Source organism: Pseudoalteromonas sp. OF5H-5 (assembly GCF_021530695.1).
GTDB lineage: Bacteria > Pseudomonadota > Gammaproteobacteria > Enterobacterales > Alteromonadaceae > Pseudoalteromonas.
The window spans coordinates 39,395-59,105 of record NZ_JAKGBF010000010.1 but is presented as its reverse complement, the minus strand read 5'-3'; the positions used below and the strand labels follow the sequence as shown (position 1 = coordinate 59,105).

General features: G+C 43.4%; 17 protein-coding genes. 2 read left to right on the top strand and 15 right to left on the bottom strand.

Translation table 11 applies throughout. The annotated features are described in order from the left end of the window. Positions 1 to 370 precede the first annotated feature (370 nt). On the top strand, positions 371 to 1,555 hold the full coding sequence (locus tag L1271_RS15215; protein ID WP_233525270.1) for a serine hydrolase domain-containing protein: 1,185 nt from the start codon (positions 371 to 373) through the stop codon (positions 1,553 to 1,555). 67 nt (positions 1,556 to 1,622) lie between these two features. Here L1271_RS15215 and L1271_RS15210 read toward each other — a convergent pair whose 3' ends face one another. The 15 genes from L1271_RS15210 to L1271_RS15140 form a co-directional block, all read right to left on the bottom strand. Further along, the gene (locus L1271_RS15210) at positions 1,623 to 2,594 is read right to left on the bottom strand and encodes a transposase (RefSeq protein WP_235368200.1); all 972 of its coding nucleotides are present in this window, start codon (positions 2,592 to 2,594) and stop codon (positions 1,623 to 1,625) included. Positions 2,595 to 2,998: 404 nt separating this feature from the next. Continuing rightward, positions 2,999 to 3,772, bottom strand: a complete 774-nt coding sequence (locus L1271_RS15205) for a M48 family metallopeptidase (RefSeq protein WP_010603667.1) — start codon at positions 3,770 to 3,772, stop codon at positions 2,999 to 3,001. After that, entirely contained in the window at positions 3,735 to 4,121 is a 387-nt protein-coding gene (locus tag L1271_RS15200; protein WP_174169484.1) for a TM2 domain-containing protein, read from the bottom strand. The genes L1271_RS15205 and L1271_RS15200 overlap by 38 nt, the downstream gene beginning before the upstream one ends. Before the next feature lie 18 nt (positions 4,122 to 4,139). Beyond that, positions 4,140 to 4,364: a membrane protein insertion efficiency factor YidD gene (gene yidD, locus L1271_RS15195; RefSeq protein WP_235368199.1), complete on the bottom strand. Its 225-nt coding sequence runs from the start codon at positions 4,362 to 4,364 to the stop codon at positions 4,140 to 4,142. Further along, a complete protein-coding gene (locus tag L1271_RS15190; RefSeq protein WP_010603664.1) occupies positions 4,357 to 4,581 on the bottom strand; it encodes a DUF4177 domain-containing protein in 225 nt (74 codons plus the stop codon). The genes yidD and L1271_RS15190 overlap by 8 nt, the downstream gene beginning before the upstream one ends. Before the next feature lie 110 nt (positions 4,582 to 4,691). After that, positions 4,692 to 5,408, bottom strand: coding sequence for an aspartate/glutamate racemase family protein (locus tag L1271_RS15185; protein ID WP_235368198.1), 717 nt, complete (start codon positions 5,406 to 5,408; stop codon positions 4,692 to 4,694). Positions 5,409 to 5,471: 63 nt separating this feature from the next. Beyond that, complete coding sequence (locus L1271_RS15180) at positions 5,472 to 6,605, bottom strand: PepSY-associated TM helix domain-containing protein (RefSeq protein ID WP_235368197.1); 1,134 nt, start codon at positions 6,603 to 6,605, stop codon at positions 5,472 to 5,474. Between the two features lie 161 nt (positions 6,606 to 6,766). After that, complete coding sequence (locus L1271_RS15175; RefSeq protein ID WP_235368196.1) at positions 6,767 to 8,872, bottom strand: TonB-dependent siderophore receptor; 2,106 nt, start codon at positions 8,870 to 8,872, stop codon at positions 6,767 to 6,769. 65 nt (positions 8,873 to 8,937) lie between these two features. Further along, positions 8,938 to 9,780, bottom strand: coding sequence for a helix-turn-helix transcriptional regulator (locus L1271_RS15170; RefSeq protein WP_235368195.1), 843 nt, complete (start codon positions 9,778 to 9,780; stop codon positions 8,938 to 8,940). A gap of 93 nt (positions 9,781 to 9,873) precedes the next feature. Then, positions 9,874 to 11,739 (bottom strand): S8 family serine peptidase, encoded by a 1,866-nt coding sequence (locus tag L1271_RS15165; RefSeq protein WP_235368194.1) that lies wholly within the window; start codon positions 11,737 to 11,739, stop codon positions 9,874 to 9,876. A 543-nt stretch (positions 11,740 to 12,282) separates the two neighbouring features. Beyond that, entirely contained in the window at positions 12,283 to 13,083 is an 801-nt protein-coding gene (locus tag L1271_RS15160; protein ID WP_102058448.1) for an HvfC/BufC N-terminal domain-containing protein, read from the bottom strand. Continuing rightward, on the bottom strand, positions 13,076 to 13,906 hold the full coding sequence (gene bufB / locus L1271_RS15155; protein WP_102058449.1) for an MNIO family bufferin maturase: 831 nt from the start codon (positions 13,904 to 13,906) through the stop codon (positions 13,076 to 13,078). Before bufB ends, L1271_RS15160 begins: the two co-directional genes overlap by 8 nt. An 85-nt stretch (positions 13,907 to 13,991) precedes the next feature. Next, positions 13,992 to 14,441, bottom strand: a complete 450-nt coding sequence (bufA2, locus tag L1271_RS15150; RefSeq protein WP_010603656.1) for a BufA2 family periplasmic bufferin-type metallophore — start codon at positions 14,439 to 14,441, stop codon at positions 13,992 to 13,994. Between the two features lie 128 nt (positions 14,442 to 14,569). Continuing rightward, a complete protein-coding gene (locus tag L1271_RS15145) occupies positions 14,570 to 15,562 on the bottom strand; it encodes a helix-turn-helix domain-containing protein (protein ID WP_235368193.1) in 993 nt (330 codons plus the stop codon). Next, positions 15,562 to 16,470 carry a GGDEF domain-containing protein gene (locus L1271_RS15140; protein WP_235368192.1) on the bottom strand — a complete coding sequence of 303 codons (909 nt, stop codon included), beginning with the start codon at positions 16,468 to 16,470 and terminating at the stop codon, positions 15,562 to 15,564. Before L1271_RS15140 ends, L1271_RS15145 begins: the two co-directional genes overlap by 1 nt. Before the next feature lie 350 nt (positions 16,471 to 16,820). Here L1271_RS15140 and L1271_RS15135 point away from each other — a divergent pair, with 350 nt between their 5' ends. After that, complete coding sequence (locus tag L1271_RS15135) at positions 16,821 to 19,610, top strand: TonB-dependent receptor (RefSeq protein WP_235368191.1); 2,790 nt, start codon at positions 16,821 to 16,823, stop codon at positions 19,608 to 19,610. Positions 19,611 to 19,711 lie beyond the last annotated feature (101 nt).

Here is a 19,711-nt window from a genome sequence, read left to right as displayed (position 1 = left end):
GTACGGTATAAGGAAACAGTCAGTGTTAATAGCTGGAGTTATTTAACATCTTTTCAGTGCATTAATGCTATTCCTGTTTATGATTCACGGCTTTTGCCGTAGCTGTTCAATGCGCTGCTCAAAACTTGGGTATGTGTTTATCCAACTACGTTGCTCGTCGCTTTCCTCGGAGAGAGAACGTTAAAAAGACACCCATTTTTAAACTGTGACGATAAAGTGGGTGTCTGCATATGCCAACATGCATATGCCAACAATACGGGCGCTACAGTTAGTTTGATGTTTGAAACTTAATTGTCGTCAAAGCAAACTTTTTACGGCCTCAATACGACAATAATATTTTAGTGTTTGAATAGGCCGATATATGAGAGTCATGAAAATCACACTGCTGGCAGCTCTGGTTACTGTGGCGAGCTGTGCAGAACAAAAGTTGAAAGCAGTAGCACCAGATTATGTAAATAAACAACGAGTATTCGAGCAGAGTATTCGCGAAATTAATGATAACGGAGTGAGTAGTGAAACAGCGAGTACACTTCAATCCAGAATGAGCACATACCGCGTCCCTGCTGTTAGCATTACTGTTTTTGATAATAATCATATTCTTTGGTCGAAAGGTTACGGCGTTACAGATGAGTACTCAAAAGTAAATGTAACGCCGGATACGCTGTTTCAGGCTGCTTCCATTTCTAAAGCTGTAACGAGCTTTGGTGCTTTTAAGATGATAGAGCTAGGTCGTTTTGGACTACATGAAGATGTAAACAGTAAGCTTACACGCTGGCAGGTCCCCAATAATAAATTTACTAAAGAAAATAAAGTGACACCCAGTCGAATTATGAGTCACACCTCAGGGCTCAATGTACAAGGGTTCGCTGGTTATGGCAGAAACCAAAAAACTCCTTCGCTCGTACAGGTTTTACAAGGGAGTGAGTTGAGTAATTCCCCATCAGTTAGAGTGTTTCAAACACCTGGGAAGTCTGAATTTTATTCAGGTGGTGGCATGACAGTTTTGCAACTGTTGATGGAAGATAGTAGTGGGCTGTCATTCTCTGAGTTAATGGAAAAGCAGGTATTAAAGCCCCTAAACATGAATAACAGCTCTTTTAAGTTAGCGTCGCTGAATCTGCCTCAATATAGAGTTGCTAAAGGTCATGATTTACAAGCAAATATGATCGCTGGAGGTTATCGTCTATATCCTGAAAAGGCAGCTGCGGGGTTATGGAGTACTCCTTCTGATTTAGCATTATTTATGATTGCTCTAGGTAAGTCCTATCGTGGTGATGAAGAAAGCTTATTATCTCCACATCTTGCGAAAGTCATGCTTACTAGAGTTCCCGGTGCTGGTGGTACAGGAATAGGACTCGATGGAGAAGGTAACGCTTATAGATTTAGACATAGTGGTGGGAATGCCGGGTATACTTGCTATGCTGTGTCTTTTGCTAGTGTTGGCCGAGGTTTTGTCGTTATGACAAACTCAGACAATGGCTTTCAATTAATCCATGAAATCTCTAGAGCCATTTCTGAAGTTTATGATTGGCCTGCATTATGGATGCATGAATAAGCAAGCTATATTGCTTCTCGCTAAGGTGCAATTGGTCTAGGCTCTCAATTATTAATTAATTTGATGATTAACCAAAAAGTGCTAAACAATTGGAGATATTCGAACGCCGTTGAATTGAGAGTGAATCACAATATTTTTGCTTTGCTGCTGAGCTACCTGCAGCTCCATGGATCACAGTACTAAATTGTGTTGTCAGGGTTATCCAGTTCTTAGAGGTTAGATTTAACCTGTCTAAAATCGGTTGTTTGTTTATAATGCAACCTATTTTGTCACTTCTTATGCAACGCCCTGTGAGTTCGACCAGTTCGAGATATGATGACAGCTCAAGCGGTATACCTTTAGGCATATGCTTTCTCGGATTGCCAGCAAATCGGAATAGTGAGCGAGGTTGCTTACCTTGTTTGGCTAATTCAATACGCTTTTTTACACTCGTGTATTTAGATTCTTCAGGTAGCTTAGCTAGGTTAGCGCGAATGGGATTTAGATCAACATAGGCCATGCACGCAGCAAGTGCAGCTTCATCAAGTAGTGCTTGTGATTTGAAGCGCCCTTCCCAAAACCGACCTGTACATTGGTTCTCTCGATTTGCTCGTCGTGCAATATACTCATTAAGAGTTCTCATAAACCAGCTTATACAGGTTATGCGTGATCGATATATATTGATAGTGTTATCAAGTATTGATCTTTCCGCATCTGATAATGGCTCATTACGAATAAACTTATGTGTGAGCCAATTGCCTTTAAACTGCTTGTGCCAGCGAATGATAATAGCTTTGTCAGTTAGACGTTTGGCTTTTTGAATATCAACGTGCAGAACTATATGAGTGTGGTTATTCATAACCGCATATGCACAGACATCAATGCAAAACGTTTTTTTAAGGGCGAGTAGCTTTTCTTCGACCCAATCTCTGCGATGCTCGTAAGAACGCCCAGTGGCTATGTCTTTACCGCAAAGGTAGGCTTGCCTAACACAGCGAGAAATACAGTGATAATATTTGGTTTCTGATAGACAAATTTGTCGGCAGCGTGCAGTGGCCATATTAGATACCTTCAATCCTTTGAATGTATCTTAAGAGTAGATTGCCTTAGCCAATTTAACAAATGAAATACTAAATAACCTGAGCTGTGGATAATTAATGCCTTTCTAGCAGCCAGTTTTAGTGCTAACTGCGTTGAATTCACTTCCAATAGCCAGCTATTGGCGCGTAAATTCGCCTTGCCTACAGGATGTAGGTACCTTAGCGAGAGCAGGACGCGGAAGCGGTGTTTTCCCTAAAACTCTCTGGCTAGACAAGGAAAAAACTAAGTTGTGCTTTAGCAACAATGAGTTGGAACATTCCTTATCCAAACCTCAGGTTAAATAGGTGGGTGTCTTTTTAAAAGCTGTTTTTAAAGTTTCTACTGAGCAGAATTTAATAAGACACCCATTTTAACCTTTAAGGATCACGGGTTTTGTTTGAGCTGCTCGATGCGTTGTTCAAAACTTGGGTGTGTGCTTAACCAACTATGCTGTTCATCGCTTTCCTTGGCGAGTTTTTCGAATATAGAGATCATTGCGTCACTATTACCATACAGCGCCATTAGCTTGTTATGCGCGTACAAATCAGCCTCGAGTTCAGCTTGCTGAGAGTAATTTTGGTTGATACCTAACATTGCGCCCTGCATCATAAGATCTGAGAGCGCAGAGATGTCACCCAATACGACACTCAAACTGACAAATACGATGGACGAGCTCACAAGAGATTCCATGACGTGATTATGCTCGACATGACCAATCTCGTGGAGTAATACTGCGCTAAGCTCTTGCTGAGTAGATGCCAGTTCGACCATGTTATCGGTGATCACAATGCTACCATCGGCCAATGCCATGGCGTTGGCTTTATCTTTCCACTGCCTAAATTCAAGTTTAAATTCACGTTCACTCGATGCATTGGTGCCAAGCAGTGAGACAAATAAAGCGCGAGTCTCTTGCTGTTTGATTTCACTTAGCTTTGACTCCGAGAATTCCGAGTTATCTAGCTCGTTTAGGCTTCCTTCGTCGATGATTTGGTAGATTTGTTTGGGCAATGAGGCCGAGATCTCTTCAGCGAAGTACGGCACGCCTTTGGTATAAAACTGATAACCACTAAATAAAACGACCACTACTGTGGCCGCTATAATCCAAAGCCACTGCGTTTCTTTAGATTGTTTGACTCTGTTGTGTATCTTTGAGCTCATCTAGTACTTCTCGCATTACATCGATGTTGTATTTTCTCACTATTTTTTGGCTGTTAAATAACTGAGGTAGCTCAATTAAACACACTAAAATTAGCAGAACCCAGCCATAAAAGAGAATAAATACAAGCCCCAATAGCATTAAGGTGAGGTTAATTACACCTCGTGCTGTTTTACCCAGATAAAAGTGATGTAAACCTGCGGCAAAAAAGTAATTGAGTACGGCGTAAGTATCAGGATCTTTTACTAGCTGTTCTTCAAGTTGGTAGTACTGCTTGCGCGCTTCAGGACTTAGCTGAGCAACTTGGTTTCTTAACGATTCTTCTTGTTCTCTTAATGCTATTTCGTCCATGCAAACTCCTAGGATTGGTCACGGTAGGGGGTCTGACTTTACTTCAATACAATCTGGGTCATTACAGCGCTTGATACGACAAAAGCCGATACGCACGCCTTTAAAGAAGCCGTATTTTTCGATTGCTTGATAGGTATATTCAGAGCATGACGGCGTAAAGTTACAACTTATATTGAAGTGGGCTTTTGCTCCACCATTCGCTTGATAGCGGCGAATGGCAGACTGAGCAAAGCGTTTAAGCACGTTTACGACCAAGTGTTAAGATCACGGCTTCACGGCTCCAAAATAGCAGAAAACGTTTGTTTTCGATAACTTGGAAAACAAGCTGCCAGCCATCTTGCGCTTCCATGTTTAAAGTTGCTTCAAGTTTTTTTAACGGTAATCCACTTGAGCCGAGTAACAGTGTGCCGCAGCCACCTTCAACTACATGGATAACTTTATATTCGTCGTATTGGGTCATAATACATCCCTGATTTAATTAGAATAAGTGAGATTTAATTCTATAGTAGCCAAGTAATCGCGACAATAGCGATTTCGTTGTTATTTTTTTAATTACAACAAAATTTGATATTACTCATGAATAAAGCAAGATGTTGCTCCAAGTGACCACTCTACAACGGCTTCAGCATGAAGTTTGGTCGTGTCATAAAGAGGAACTTGAGTATGCGCTTGCTGAACGAGCAAACCGATTTCTGTGCAACCTAAAATAACCCCTTCAGCCCCTTGTTGATAGAGTGCATCGATGATGTCTAGATAAGTTTGCCTTGAGCTTGCGTTGACTTTACCACGACATAATTCGTCATAAATTATGTTGTGAACTAAAGCTTGTTGGTCCCCATCAGGTGTTATGACCTCAATGCTGTGAAGATCTTGTAATCGTGCTTTATAAAAGTCTTGCTGCATCGTAAATCTCGTACCTAACAGCGCGATGCGTTTTATGCCGTCATTTTTAAGTCGCTTCGCGGTTGCGTCGGCAATATGCAGTACAGGCAATCCTGACGCTGCGCTAATTTCATCTGAAATTTTATGCATGGTGTTGGTACAGATCACAATGGCATCTGAGCCGGCAAGCTTCAACGACGTAGCAGCGCCTGCCAAAATGGTGGTCATTTTCTGCCAATCACCAGCTGCTTGAAGCTCTGCAATTTCGGCAAAGTCGACGCTATACAAGCAAAGCTTGGCACTGTGTAGTCCGCCAAGCTTCGCTTTAACGGTTTGATTGATAAGCTGGTAGTAGCTTTGTGTTGACTCCCAACTCATACCGCCAATTAGCCCAAGTTGTTTCATAGTGATTGCTCGTTATTTGCTGATAATAACGACAATAACGGATCTGGATTGAAACTTGAACCGTCAGCCTAAGGCGAGTTGACGGTTTTTCTTACTATTTTGTTTTTTACGCTTTCTTTGCCACCATAAATATAACCCAGTAAAACCAAGCAATACGGGGGCGAGTCCCATAATGCACCAAATTATTTTACTGGTAAGCCCTGCAAAGTGGCCAAAGTGAAGTTTTCTAAAACTGTCGATTACCCTGTCTAAAGTAGACGCCGTTCGAATATCGTAGGCAAAGGTTTGTTTACCAGATTGCGCGTCAAAGCTAACCGTTGCTGCATAGTTACTAATGAACGGGTTGGCATCGGCGACGCTGCCAAAAATGGTAATGTTGGTTTGCTCTGGCTCAAATGGAAATAGCCAGTAGGTTGGTTTAAGTCCGTTAACCGCACGATGGCTTTGGGTCATCATGGCATCAAAATCTAATGAGTGATTGAACATTGCGTGGCTGACAATATGGTGCTCATCTTCTTGGTGTTCAAAAGCCTCGTGATAATACTCCACTGCATTAAAGTAAACGCCAGTAATACCTAGCGCGAGCAATACTGGCGAACTCCAAATGCCAATTACCTTATGCAGGTCGCTCATCATGATGAGCCGAGGAGCTTGTCGCCTAAAGCTAAAGAATCGCCGCCAAAAGCGCCGATATATCACTAAACCGGAAACACCGAGCAAGGTAAAAATTATAGCCACAGCTAAACCGATAACGACACCCATGTGTGGAAAGGTTTTACTCACATCATCGAGTAGTAAGGTGTAATGTAGGTGAAGAATAAAATCAGTAAAGTCGCTGTGAATACCCACAGGCTCGCTTAGCATTTTGCCTGCGTACGGATCTAGATACGTTTTAAACCACGTGTCTGTGCCATGCTTTAATAAATAGACTCTATCAGCTTCGTAGCCATCATCAAATATTTCCCAGCTACCAATTTCATAATTTGGATGGGTGTCTGCGACATAATTAACGAGCACCTTCATGGGCTGACGTTGGACGCCTTGGTCCTGATAAGTCAATGTTGCTTGCTTTGGAAGTAATAGGCTGTCTATCTCGAATTTAAACACCAACATGCTACCCGTGATTGACATAACGGCGAGCGGCAGTATCGCGATTAATGCCATTGCACTGTGCCATTTAAATAGTGTTTTACGCATTGTTTTCCTTTGAGTTAAAGCTAAATGAGAATGAATAAAGGGATGAATAAACAGGCTGAATTAACAAGGACACCCACCTTAATGCTTGCAGGCGCGTTAAGGTGGGTGTCCGTTTAAATCTTTCAGTCTATGTCCTTCCGTAAATTCTCCTAGATGAGTGACTAAAAGCGGTAGTGAAGACCAACATCGGCTTTGCGCTCTGCCCCCATCCAGCAGTTACTTTCGTCATAGCATGCGCCAACGTATCGCTTGTCACTGAGGTTACTAATGCTAAAGGTGATCCTGGCTTGCTCGCTGAGTTCATAATCAAAGGCGATGTCGAATAAGGTATAGGATGGCACGGTATCTGAGTTGTATTTGCCAACATAACTCTCGCCAACATACCGAGCACCAACACTGACTTTAAGTGCACTCAACAGGCTTGGGTAATAGTTTAACCAAAGCGATGCGGTGTTATCTGCAACCCACACTAAGCGTTTCCCCACCAAATCTTGATCTAATTCATTTTTAGTGACTTTCTGGTCTAGATGCGTGGCATTGAACTGCACATCAACTTGTTCGTTAAAGGTGTGAGAAGCCTCAAGCTCAATACCTTTGGACTGGATTTCACCGGCTTGAGTTTTCGTGACAAAGTCTTTGCTGTTAATGATTTCGTTCTGCTTGGTGAGATCGAATAGTGCAAATGTTAGCTGTGTATCGCGAGATTGATATTTAACGCCAAGTTCCCATTGTTCTGCTTCAGTTGGTTTGAAGGCTTGTTGAGTTACGCTATCTTCTCCTGCAACGGGTTCAAATGACTGACTATAGCTTACGTAAGGTCGCCAACCAGAGTCCAGCTGATAAAGTGCGGCAATCCTCCCGGTGAGTTGGGTGTCATCAATATTTGATTCCGTTTGCCACTCGGTGCCAGCGTAGTTTTTATCAGCAGTAACATCACTGGTGAAACTGTCGTATCTAAGACCTGCCAAGAGGGTTAGCGCTGATATTGTCACTTCGTCTTGGACGTAAAACGCACGGTTACTCTGTTCAATATCGTGCGCTTCGGTATAGAAGTTAAGTGGCAAAGCGCCTACATCAAAGGCTGCATAATTGGGCGCTGCTAGATTAATGTTTGGTGTGCCTGTCCCGAGTGTATCCCAATACCCTACGGTTGAGCTTAAGGTTTTGTATTCAAAACCCAAGAGTAAGTGATGTGATGAGTTGCCAACCGTAAAGTGAGTAGACAATTGGTTGTCTAAAACATAGCCATGTTGCGTTTCATCGGTTTTATATGCTGCACGGGCAAGTATGGTATCGCTATCTGCAATTAAGTTTTGGTTGTAGGTATTTTGCTGTAGGCCTTCTGCATCGGTGTAACGCCAGTTGGCAAATAAAGCCCAATTGTCGGACAAATTGTGTTCCAACTTTAGCCCTGCCATTAGCGTTGTTCTATCAAAATTAGACCAATTGATATCGCCTGCAAATGCATCGGCATCTAGATAACCGTAACTTGCACGCGTGAGCGTACCAACGCTATGTAAGGGAGTGGACGGTATAGCTTTGGGATCGTCTTGGTAATAAAGCTGTGCAGTTAAAGCCGTATCATGGCTCGGTTGCCAGCGCAGTGATGGTGCAAATACAGTGCGTTCTTCTTCAGTTGTTTTTTGCTGGCCATCACTTGTTCTTGATAGCGCAATGGCACGATAGCTCAGTTCATTGGTGATCACACCGCCATGATCAACGCCGATTTCTTTGAGCGCTCTGCTACCGACTCTCAGGCGAACCTGTGTTTGCTCAGTGCCATTGGCAAGCTTTGCGATTTGGTTCACCATACCACCTGGCGGTGCAGAGCCGTAAAGTACAGACGCAGGTCCTTTTAGCACCTCAATGGTGTCGGTGGCAAAGGCATCAACTTGAGGATATAAATTCCAAAGGTTATTGGATTGCAGTTCTAGGCCATCGTAATAGTTTCGATAAGATTCAAAACCGCGAATAGTGTATTGGTCAAAAATGGTGACCGTGCTGCGGCTTTCTGGTGTGATACCAGAAACATAGCGTAACGCAGCATTGACCGAGTCAGCTTGGCGTAGCTGCAGGGTATCTTGATCTATATGAGAAATAGAAAAGGGCGCGTTGATTGGTGCTAAAGACGACTTTGTTCCGGTACTTTTATATTGGCTGCCCTGAACTTCTATTCTTTCTAACTCATCTTTTTGGTTTTCATTGGCACTTGTGGTTTGAGAAAGCAGTGAGAGGCACACTGCAGCATAGAGCGTGTTAATTTTCATTGTTCTACTACTATGGATAATGAGAGTGATTCTTATTATATATATTTTGCACGGTTCAGTTTTGTCTAAGAGTGCACTCGTTGTGAAATTTGTTTGGGAGAAAGAGAAAATAAATGTTTAAAACGACGGCTGAAGTGCGCCTGATTTTTAAATCCGCTATCAATAGCAATTTGATTTAAGGATGCAGAGCTATTAAGTAACTCAAAATAAGCATGAGTGAGCCTAGTGCGGATAAGATATTCACTGGCACTCAGATCAGATGCGGCAAAGAGTTTGTGAATATAACGTTTTGACCAGCCTGAATGGTCACATAGCATGTCGATACAAAATGCTTCATCATTTGCATGTGTAGAGATGAGCTGTTTTAACTCCGCTAGCGGCGACGTTGGTAATTGGGTCGGCTGGCAAGCACTTAGGTGCAGTACAATTTCATCTTCAAGCCATTTTGCCGCTGTTAAATTTAACGTTGTGGCGGTTAAGGCGCTTTTGAATAATGTTGCTAGGCCAAAGGGAATGGTCAGCGCTTGACCATGCTGAAGTCGTTTGCCGGTTCGAGAGGCTAGCCAATTGATTGGAAAGTTGAAGCTAACAGCGAGGTATTGTGTCGGAAGGTGAAACACATGTTTTTGATTTGCTTCAAGATAGATTAGCTGCGTTAGATCAGCACGCTGTAAAGACTGTTCAGTCAACCACCAACCACTTCCTTCAGTGATAAGGATTAAACTACCATAGTTTTCAGGCATCATCGCCGCAGTTTGCGCAGTGCGATGGTAAATTATGCCATCGAGCTTTACTTGCGAGATGCTACTGGAGATGAGTGGTACTTCGTTGTGTAATTCACCGTCAGATACATGGTCATAAAATCCTTGATGTAATAATTGGCTGTAGAGGTCTAGTACAATACTCATTAAAAACAAAAGTGGCGGCTCAAACGAACCACCACTGTACTTGTTTTTTCAATAAACCCCAAACGAAATGAGATTTATTTGTAATAAAGCCAATTAGTAGCTTGCAACAAGCGTTACGCCAGAGAAGCTAGAGTAGCCACGCAATTTGATGTAATAGGTTGCACCTTGACCTGAACTTAAACTACAAGACTCGTTATTACCATTTAAGAACGGACGACAGTCATAGGTTGATGTCGTAGGTGCTGCACCTTTACGAACATACAAGTCTGCATCGCCAGAGCCGCCAGAGCTCGCAACTGTCAAGGTTACATTTGCTGGAACATCAATGGTGTATAGTAACTCTTGGCCAGATGAACCGGCAAGACCACTTACTGGAATGCCATTTTCTAAGCAGTTGCTACCACAGCCACCAGGATCTGATGAGTAAGTGCCAGTGAGCGTTGCATTTGCATACGCAGAGTACCCATTTAGCATCACATACCAATCACCAGCAGTCGGATTAGTGAAATCGCATGATTCATTGTTACCGTTTTTGTAAGGGCGACAAGCGTAACTATTCAGCGTTGGCTGTGTGCCTTGCTGTACATACAGGTCGGCATCACCAGTGCCACCAGCAAGTGAGAAGTTCAGCGCGCTAGCGCCTGCTGGAACAACCAACTTATAGAAAGTTTGCTGACCAGATGCACCAGATGCACTGACGCCTTGGCCGTTAACTAGCTCTGTGATTGGATCTGGGTCCGGATCCGGATCAGTGCCATCAGCTAGCGTATAAAGTAGCTCGTTAGGTGAACCGCTTTGTGGGTTAGAGACTTTACCTTTTGATGAGCGTTGGCTCAGCAAGCTATCAATTTGTGATGGGCTTAGACTTGGGTTTTCATCCAAATATAGCGCAACAGCACCCGCAACGTGTGGCGCGGCCATCGAAGTACCACTGATGGTGTTGGTTGATGTATCTGAGTTATACCAAGCTGAGGTGATGCTTGACCCCGGTGCATAAATATCTAGACAGCTCCCATAGTTTGAGAAGCTAGAGCGGGCATCGCTGCTTGTGGTTGAACCCACAGTGATTGCATCGGCTGCACGTGCAGGTGAGTAATTACAAGCATTGCTATTGTCATTACCCGCCGCAACAACAAAGCTAACGCCTGAGGCAACTGCGTTATTTACTGCGTCATCAACCGCTTGAGAAACGCCACCACCCAAACTCATGTTAGCAACGGATGGGCCTGATGCATTGTTTTTAACCCAATCGATACCAGAGATAACGCCTGAATATGAACCCGAGCCGTTACAACCCAATACTCTTACCCCAACAATGTTGACGTTTTTTGCTACCCCATATTCACCGCCACCAATTGTGCCCGCAACATGGGTACCATGGCCATTACAGTCTGTTGCATCATTGTCATTATCAACAAAGTCATAACCATGTGATGCACGGTTACCAAATTCATTGTGACTAATGCGAACACCGGTATCGATAACATAGGCCGTTACGCCAGTACCATCAAAATCATAATGGTAGTTTGAGTTTAGCGGTAGATTACGTTGATCGACACGATCTAGACCCCAAGTAGGGTTAGCTTGGTCGCCGCTTGCTGTGATAGCGGGGGTCACTGTAACCATTTGGTCTTGTTCGATATAGTCAATATTAGGGTTATTAAGAAGCCCTTTTAGTTGTTTTGCAGATGCATTAATGACCACACCATTTAGTACACCACCAAATTCTTTTGTAATGCTTACGTTATGTTTGTTTTCTAACGCTTTTGCCTGCTTATTAGCGAAGGCCGCAATTGCTTTGCTGTTTTGAACGTTAAGGACTGAAGGGGTGCTAAATACAACGATGTATTGATCTTTAATTGCTTTGTTTGATTCTACGCTAAGTATTTTAGCGGCTTGTGCGTTGACTGAAGTCAAACCCGCTAATACTGCAAAACTAATAGCACTTAATTTACGCATTTTGTTGTTCCTTGCATGTTGTTTTGTTTAATTGTGTTTACCAATCTCAAGGTTATGAACTTATCTAGCTGCTGTAGACGCGTTATTCACTAAATTTCAACGCTTGGTTGCGTTTGTTTTGTGATAGTGAACAACGCCAACTAAATTAAAATTGCACATAATTTCGACTGGTTACACTAGGATAGAAGTAAAGCTTAAAAAATAAACAAAAAATACAAAAAAAATTTACAATGCGTATTTTAATGCATAGATTAGCTGACCAGATAAGCGAGAGGTTTTCTCCTGCTTTTTATATTTTACCAATAAATACATGTGGTTAATTTTTATTTTAGGGAGAGGTAACACTACAAGGAAAGGGGAATAAATAGGCTGTAAAAATTCCAAATGAGTATAGGGTATGTGATTTTTGTTAATTTATCTTTACATTTAGGTTCGGTTTTTGACTTTTGAATTGTTAACAAGGACAAAACCAACCAAGGTGAAAACCATGCTTATTATTAAACCTGGTTGATACAGCTTTAGCTTCTCTTTGATCCTCATTTTCTATGCCGATTTGTTGAATATCGCAACTTTAAAGCCACTAAACCATCCCAAGTTAAGCCCTTTTTGCAGTAACTGCATCACCATTGCTGTGCCTTGTGCTAAATCATCACTTTGCTCGGCCGCGTATTCACAAACAAAACTAAACGGCAGTGCATTCTTCATGCTTTGTAGACAAGCAAATTCTGCTTCCGTTAACGAGTGATACCCAGTGCGCATATCGCGCTCTCTGGCGAGTATCCAGTAGTTTGGTTTTGTGGATACTTCAGGGACAGGTGTACTGTTCTTTAACGCTTGCCAGCTGTCGACCGCATTATGTGTAAATCCCAATAAGTGAACGCTGGGGTGAAAAGTAAACTGCAAGTTTGGAAATTGTGCTGCTGCAATTTTTTGTAGGTGCACAAGTCCCAATTGAGGCGCATCTTCTGCGTCAAATGCACTGAGTAATGTACGTTCAAATTGTGCGATTTCAGTGAGAATAGGGTAGAGCTTAAATGGCTCAAATTGACTTAAATATTCAGGAAGCGCGTCGCCAAACTGGCGCAATGAGGTCGAACGTGAAGGAAAGTGCTGTAGATAGCCCGAGAACATCTCATCAAACAGGGCATCACCCAAATAAAAGCCAAGCATTTCGTGATCTTGTTCTAACACTTTTTTTAATCTGATGTGGTAAGCGTTAGTGTATATTTGCGCACGTTGCGCGACATTCAGGCCACTTTGATATTCAATTTCAGCCATTAATTGGCTGTCATCGCCTTTTAGCATTGCAATAAAGGCGTGTTGCAGCGCGGCGAGATCAGCCATATGTTCTCCAACTGCTAGGGGCTATTCCTTTGGCCAAGTTCAGCTCTTGTAACAATCCCGCGAGCTCAGGAAAGTTATCATCACGCTCAATCATGGTGTTAATGGGAGATCTGTTCTGAGTATATTGTCGATATAAACTCCATACCTCTTCGCAAATTGGTTGGTCGTGCGTATCAACAATATGGGTCCCAAAATCGCTATGGCCGGCCAAGTGGATTTGCGCGATTGCTTGTGTTGGTATGGCGTTTAGGTAAGTCATTGGGTCGAATTGATGATTGCGCGAGCTTACATATACATTATTGATGTCGAGTAATAACTGGCATCCGGTACGCTGGTGTAATTCGCTCAAAAACGCCCACTCTGTCAGCTCAGATTGTTTGTAGTTTAAATAACTTGAGACATTTTCAAAAATCATTGGACGCTCAAGGTAATCTTGTACTTGATTGATTCTTGCGGTGAGATGTATCAGCGCTTCTTCAGTGTAGGGAAGTGGCAATAAATCATGGCTATTAAATTCGCCTAAGCTGCTAAAGCAGAGGTGATCTGACACCCATTCGGGTTCAACCCGTGCGATGGTGCGTTTAAGTTGCGCAAGGTAATTCATATCTAGGGGCGAAGTACTGCCTATCGACATCGATACTCCGTGCATCACAATGGGGTAGTGCTCTTTAATCTGCGAGAGGTAATACCAAGGCTTGCCGCCGTCGACAAAGTAATTCTCAGAGATAATCTCAAACCAATCTACTTGTGGCTGAGTGTCGATAATAGCGTCAAAATAACACGTGCGTAGGCCAAGACCAAAGCCCAGAAAGGGTACTGACATAATTGCGCTCTTTTAATGCATTGTGCGTGTTTATCTATTGCAATAATAAGCTTGATAGATAAACACGCGCCGAGGTTAAAGCTTATTAGCTTTCTGCTTTGCCACCAATGTCAGCACAGGCCTTTGCTGGCATGCTGACAAATCCAGTCCCTTTGCAAGAAGCGTGTCCCGCACAAGCATTACTTGCGGTTTTACAATCGTTATGGCCTCCGCAAACGTTGACATCGTGGCAGTGCACAAGGTCGGCCTTTGCGACACTGCCAACCCAAGTGTCTTTTTGATTGCCACCGACATCACTACACGCTTTGCTCGGCATGGCAACAAAGCCAGTGCCTTTGCAAGAAGCTTGTCCTGAGCAGGCATTACTCGCTGTTTTACAATCGTTATGTCCACCACAAACATTGACATCATAACAATGCACTAAATCTGTTTCAGCTGTCGCAGCTTGTGCGCTTGTAGAATTGTTCTCTGTGCTATTACAACCGACCAAACCCGCTACCATCATCGCCATTGCAGCGCCCGTTAATGCTTTCATGTTTTTAATCCTCTTTGTTATCTATTAACGTGCTTAGCTTCGGCCAAGGATCGAAACGCAGTCACGTTATAAAAGACCTAGTAACCGCAAGATCCATTTCAGTGTAGAAGAAAAAATGGGGGATAAAGTTAAATCTTACGAAAATAGGAAGGCGTTAATCCCGTCCATCGCTTAAATGCACGGCGAAAATTAGTGATGTCGCTAAACTGTAAAGCGGTTGCAATTTGTTCATTGGAATAGCCTTGCTCAGTCACATAAAACATGGCTTGTTGACGATGCAGTCTGTCTTTTTCGTTAATAAAAGTAGTCTGATGCAGCTTGAGTTTGCGTTTAAAAGTTGCAGCGCTCATGCCCATCATTTCGGCGATTTGCTCACTATGATATTTAGGATATTTTAACTGTAAGCGGTGCAGCTGGGCGAGAAATCCACGCTGTGGTGAGGGCAAGGCTTTTAACTGCCGAGCCACTAAATAAGGAAAAGTGCCAATTTGTTGCTGAGCTAAAGCTTGGTTACTCATTACAACGGCAAAATCACTGTGATCAAAGCTGTAAGCTAGGTGTATATGGCTCAGGTATTGCGCGACTTGTTTTGGCTTTGTATACGGAAACTGCAATGTTAATGTGGTTTCTGGGCTGCGCCACTTAAGGTAGCCACAACAAAGGCTTGCCATTGTTTCACATAAAAATCGCGTGACCGCAGGCTTACCTTCTGCAATGGCGGGTGAAAACAGTAAATGGCAGCTTGTTTCTGTCTGGAGTTTTCTAATGTGGTAAAAAGGCAGTATATCCAAACCTTTAAGCAGTAGAACTTTGAGCAATTGTTGTATGTTGTGGCAATTAAATAACAGCTCGGCATGGTGACTGATTAGCGTATTAAGTAGGTATTGGCCGTAAATAAAACTGACTTCCTGACAGCTCACCTGACTGACAAGGTTGCTTACTATTGTTTCAAACTGCTCATAACTAATGAAGGTTGGGTTAGCGTGCAGATCGGTATAAAACAACTTACTGCCTTTCAAAATGACGTCTGCATGTACACCGCGCTGGGAAGCCAACTCCACTAAAGGGAGTGCAAAATAGCGACTCGCAAGTTGTTTTGTTTGGCACTCAAAGTAGGACATTAAGCCGCAGCTACCTTGGCCTGATTCAGCTCGTTCACAAGCGCTGCTATCAGAGATTCAAATTCACAGTGTTTGTCATTAACTTCGATACAGCTCCATCTCACTGCACTATATTGCGGCTGGTTTTCACCATCATCATAGTTGGCATGGCGAGCGATAAATTCGGCCGCACGATTGGCAAAAGCTTGGGCCTGGACATGGTTGCTGTGTGGGTGAACGACCACAAATTTATCCGCTGCAAAGCGACATAGCAGATCACTCTCTCGCATGCTTAAAGAGAGCATATTGGCAATATCGCGTAGTAACTGATTACTTTTTTGCATACCATGCTGGCGAGCGTAAGCGGCAAAATCACATATATCGAATAGTGTTAAGCAAAATGGGCTATTGCCATTGGCAAGGCGAGATTGTTCGTGGCGAACTTGATTTTGCATATACTCTACGCTGTAGAGGCCGGTGACAAAGTCGGTCATGCTGTGGTCACGATAAAAACGCTCTTTTTTCATCAAGGTTTGATTGAATATGCTTTGTTCTTTATACCAGTAATAGGCTGAAATACTCATCAGCACCATGCCAAAGCAAGCAGGGATCGCTTCAAAACTGGTTAAATAATGGGGCGTGAACACCACCATCTCATCTAAAAAATCCCACAGCATAGAAACATACATGGCACTCAACCCTGCAAACAGTAGGTTAGTGACGAGTCCTTTTGGTCGAGTGAGCAAGGTCACCGCTATCCAAATCAGTGTCATCAGCGTGAGGCCACCTTCACCAACGCTATCGAGCCAATTGACGTCCGACAGTGGTCGCAATACAGAGGTATAGGCTGTGATGGTAATGGCAACCAGTGTAAGTACCACCAGTAGCAACCACCGCGATTGATGCAGTAAAAAAGGCTGAAGTTTCATGTTTGTCGTCTAGTCAAAATTTAAAGCGATATAGTAAAAACTTGCGCTTGGTGCTGATAGGGTCAATTTAGCTCAGTAAAGGCGATGTTTTTATGACAAAAACCGCAACATTTTTGCATAACAGCAGCTAGCAAACCGATTGTTATTCAGAGTTCAGGTTAAATATCGTTGCCAAAATTCTAAGGGCTGGGGGGTCATATCGGCTCAAATTTACGCGTTCGGCTGGCATAAACGCCCTGTTATAGGCTGCAGCGCACTCAAGTGAAATAAAAGCGTCACGTTTTCGCACTAGGGTAGCCGCGACGTTTTAGCGGGGCGCTAAAATTCTACTCAACCTGTGCGAGCAAATAATGAAAAAAAATCTACCGACTAGCTTTACACTTTCTGCCGTTGCGATGATCTGCGTTGGACTGACGTTAAGCTCAGCTGCAAATGCTAACACCCTAACAGGGCAAGTCAGTTCCGTATCGAAAAAGAGCCACTTTCAAGGGGCTAAAGTGGTGATCAAAGAATTAGACAGAACCCTTATCTCTGAGCGAGATGGTCGCTTTACCGCAACGAATGTCCCAGCGGGTAATTATACGCTTGAGATAAGTTATCTTGGCGCTGAAACCGTGACTAAAAGCATCACAATTACTGATAACCAAGTCACCGATGTTCAAGTACAGCTTGGTTCTCAAACGGGCCAAATGGACGATATTATTGTTGTAGGGCAAAGAGCTGGACAAGCAGGTGCATTAAACCGACAAAAAAATGCTCTGTCACTTAAGTCGATCGTCAGCGCGGATTCCATCGGTCAGTTGCCGGATCAAAACGCAGCAGAAGCACTGCAACGTCTGCCTGGACTTTCTATTCAACGAGATCAAGGTGAAGGCCGTTTTGTGGCAATTCGTGGGATCGACCCAAATCTCAACAACGTCACCATCAATGGTGCAAATGTACCTTCTCCTGAAGCCGGCGTGCGCTCGGTGGCGATGGATGTCATCCCAAGTGAGTTAGTGCAAAGCCTAGAGGTGAGCAAAACGGTCACACCGGATATGGACGCATCAGCGGTGGGTGGTAGCATCGAAGTAAAAAGCCTCAGTGCTTTTGACCGAGAAGGGCAGAGCTACAGCGTGACGTTACAAGCGTCACACAATGAACAGGTGAGCGAGACCAGTCCAAAAGCGTCGTTTAGCTTCACCGATATTTATGCCGCAGGCAAAGAGTTGGAAGTTGGGGTTGCAACGGCGGTATCTTGGTTTGAGCGTGAGTTTGGTTCTCATAATATGGAAACCGATGGCGGCTGGATGGAACTAGAAATGGACGATGTGAACTCAGAAGAAGAAGTGAGCTTTTTTGGTGCGGAGGAAATGGAGCAGCGCCACTATCGTATTACGCGAGAGCGTTTAGGGGCGGCACTGAATCTTGATGTGCATCACAAAGGGTTTAACAAATACTACTTACGCACGCTCTACAGCAAGTTTTCTGACGATGAATTTCGTCAACGCAATGAGTACAAGTTTGACAAAGGCGATGTATTTGCCGATGAGCTAAGCCAAAATGCGGCCTATTTCTCAGGTGCAGAAATGGATAGAGATACCAAAGACAGATATGAAGAGCAAAGCATTTTATCTGTAGTTTTGGGCGGCGAAAACTTAGTGCAGGATTGGTTTATTGAATACAGCATTGGCTACTCGAAATCAGATGAAAGCGAGCCAAATCGCTTGGATACCTCATTTGCTGGAGAAGACTTTGCGCTAGGGTATGTACTGGATGGTAAGACACCCACGCTTGCAGCGGATGAAGCTTCTCAGCAACTTAGCAATTTTGAAATCGATGAAATTGTCTGGGAGAACAACCTAAGTGAAGATGAAAATACTAGCTTTAGACTGGATTTAACTAAAGACTTCACTTTACTTGGTCACAATGCGCAAATTAAATTTGGTGGTAAATATGCCGACCGTGAAAAGTTTAACCGCGTTGACGCCAAGCTATATGACGGCGGCTTTGATGATCTAACGGCGAAAGACTTTGCCGCCAATGAGCCTGAGTATGAGCTTGGGGCCTTTGGTCCGGGTTTAAGTCGCGGCCAGATCCGCGACTACTTCTACAGTAATCGCAGTGCCCTTGAGCTAAACCAGCTTGAAACTGACATTGAAACACAAGGTCGCTCATACACCAGTGAAGAAACCGTCACCGCGCTCTACGCCATGCTGACGGTCGACATTGATAAACTCAATGTTATTGCAGGCTTTAGATACGAAGACACAGATTATGCAACGAGTGGTAATCGTGTTGAACTCATTAATGATGAAGTGAATGACGTTGAGCGCGTCGAGATCAACCAATGGCAAGTTGAAGATAGCTACGACCATTTATTACCAAATTTAACATTACGCTATGAAATCAGCGATAAGCTGATCACCCGTTTTGCCTATACACAAACTCTTGCGCGTCCAAGCTTTGAAGATGCAGCAGCATTTCAAATCATAGAAACAGAGACCACAGAAGATGATGGCGAAATTGAAATTGAGCGTAAAGCCGAAGTCGGAAACCCAGACTTAGACCCATACAAGTCAACAAACTATGACTTCTCGGTAGAATATTACCCCGGTGCGATTGGCGTGTTATCTGCGGGCGTTTTTCACAAAAACATCGATAATTTTATTGCCAAAGCCGAGGTGCAAGATAACGGTCAGTGGCGAGGCTATAAAGAAGTTATTCAAAGTGTTAATGGCGGCGCCGCTGAACTAACAGGGGTAGAACTTGCGTACACGAAGAACTTTAAAAATGGTTTGATGCTCTCAGCTAATGGTACATTTATTGATGCTGATGACAATCTACCAAACCAATCCGACACCGTGGGCAACCTAATGTTTGGTTATGAAAATAGCCAAATAAGCGCAAGGTTGAGTGCGTCGTACAAGAGCAAAAGCTTTTTGTTTGAAGAGAACAAGCAGCGCGTTTTCCAAGACGACCATCTGCAACTCGATTTAAGCATGAAGTACTTTTATACCGAGCAAACTCAGCTGTATTTCAACGCGATCAATTTAACCGACGAGCCGATGAGTATTTATCAAGGCGACACTCGTTACAACTACCAATACGAAACCTATGGGCGTTCATTTGAGCTTGGAGTAACGGTAACGTCTTTCTAAGAGAGAAGTAGAGGTGGGTGTCCTTGTAAAAGCAAAAGGATTATTAAAAGGACAGCCACCGTATCGATCTAGGGTCTTAGGTATAGGATGTATTAAAAGGA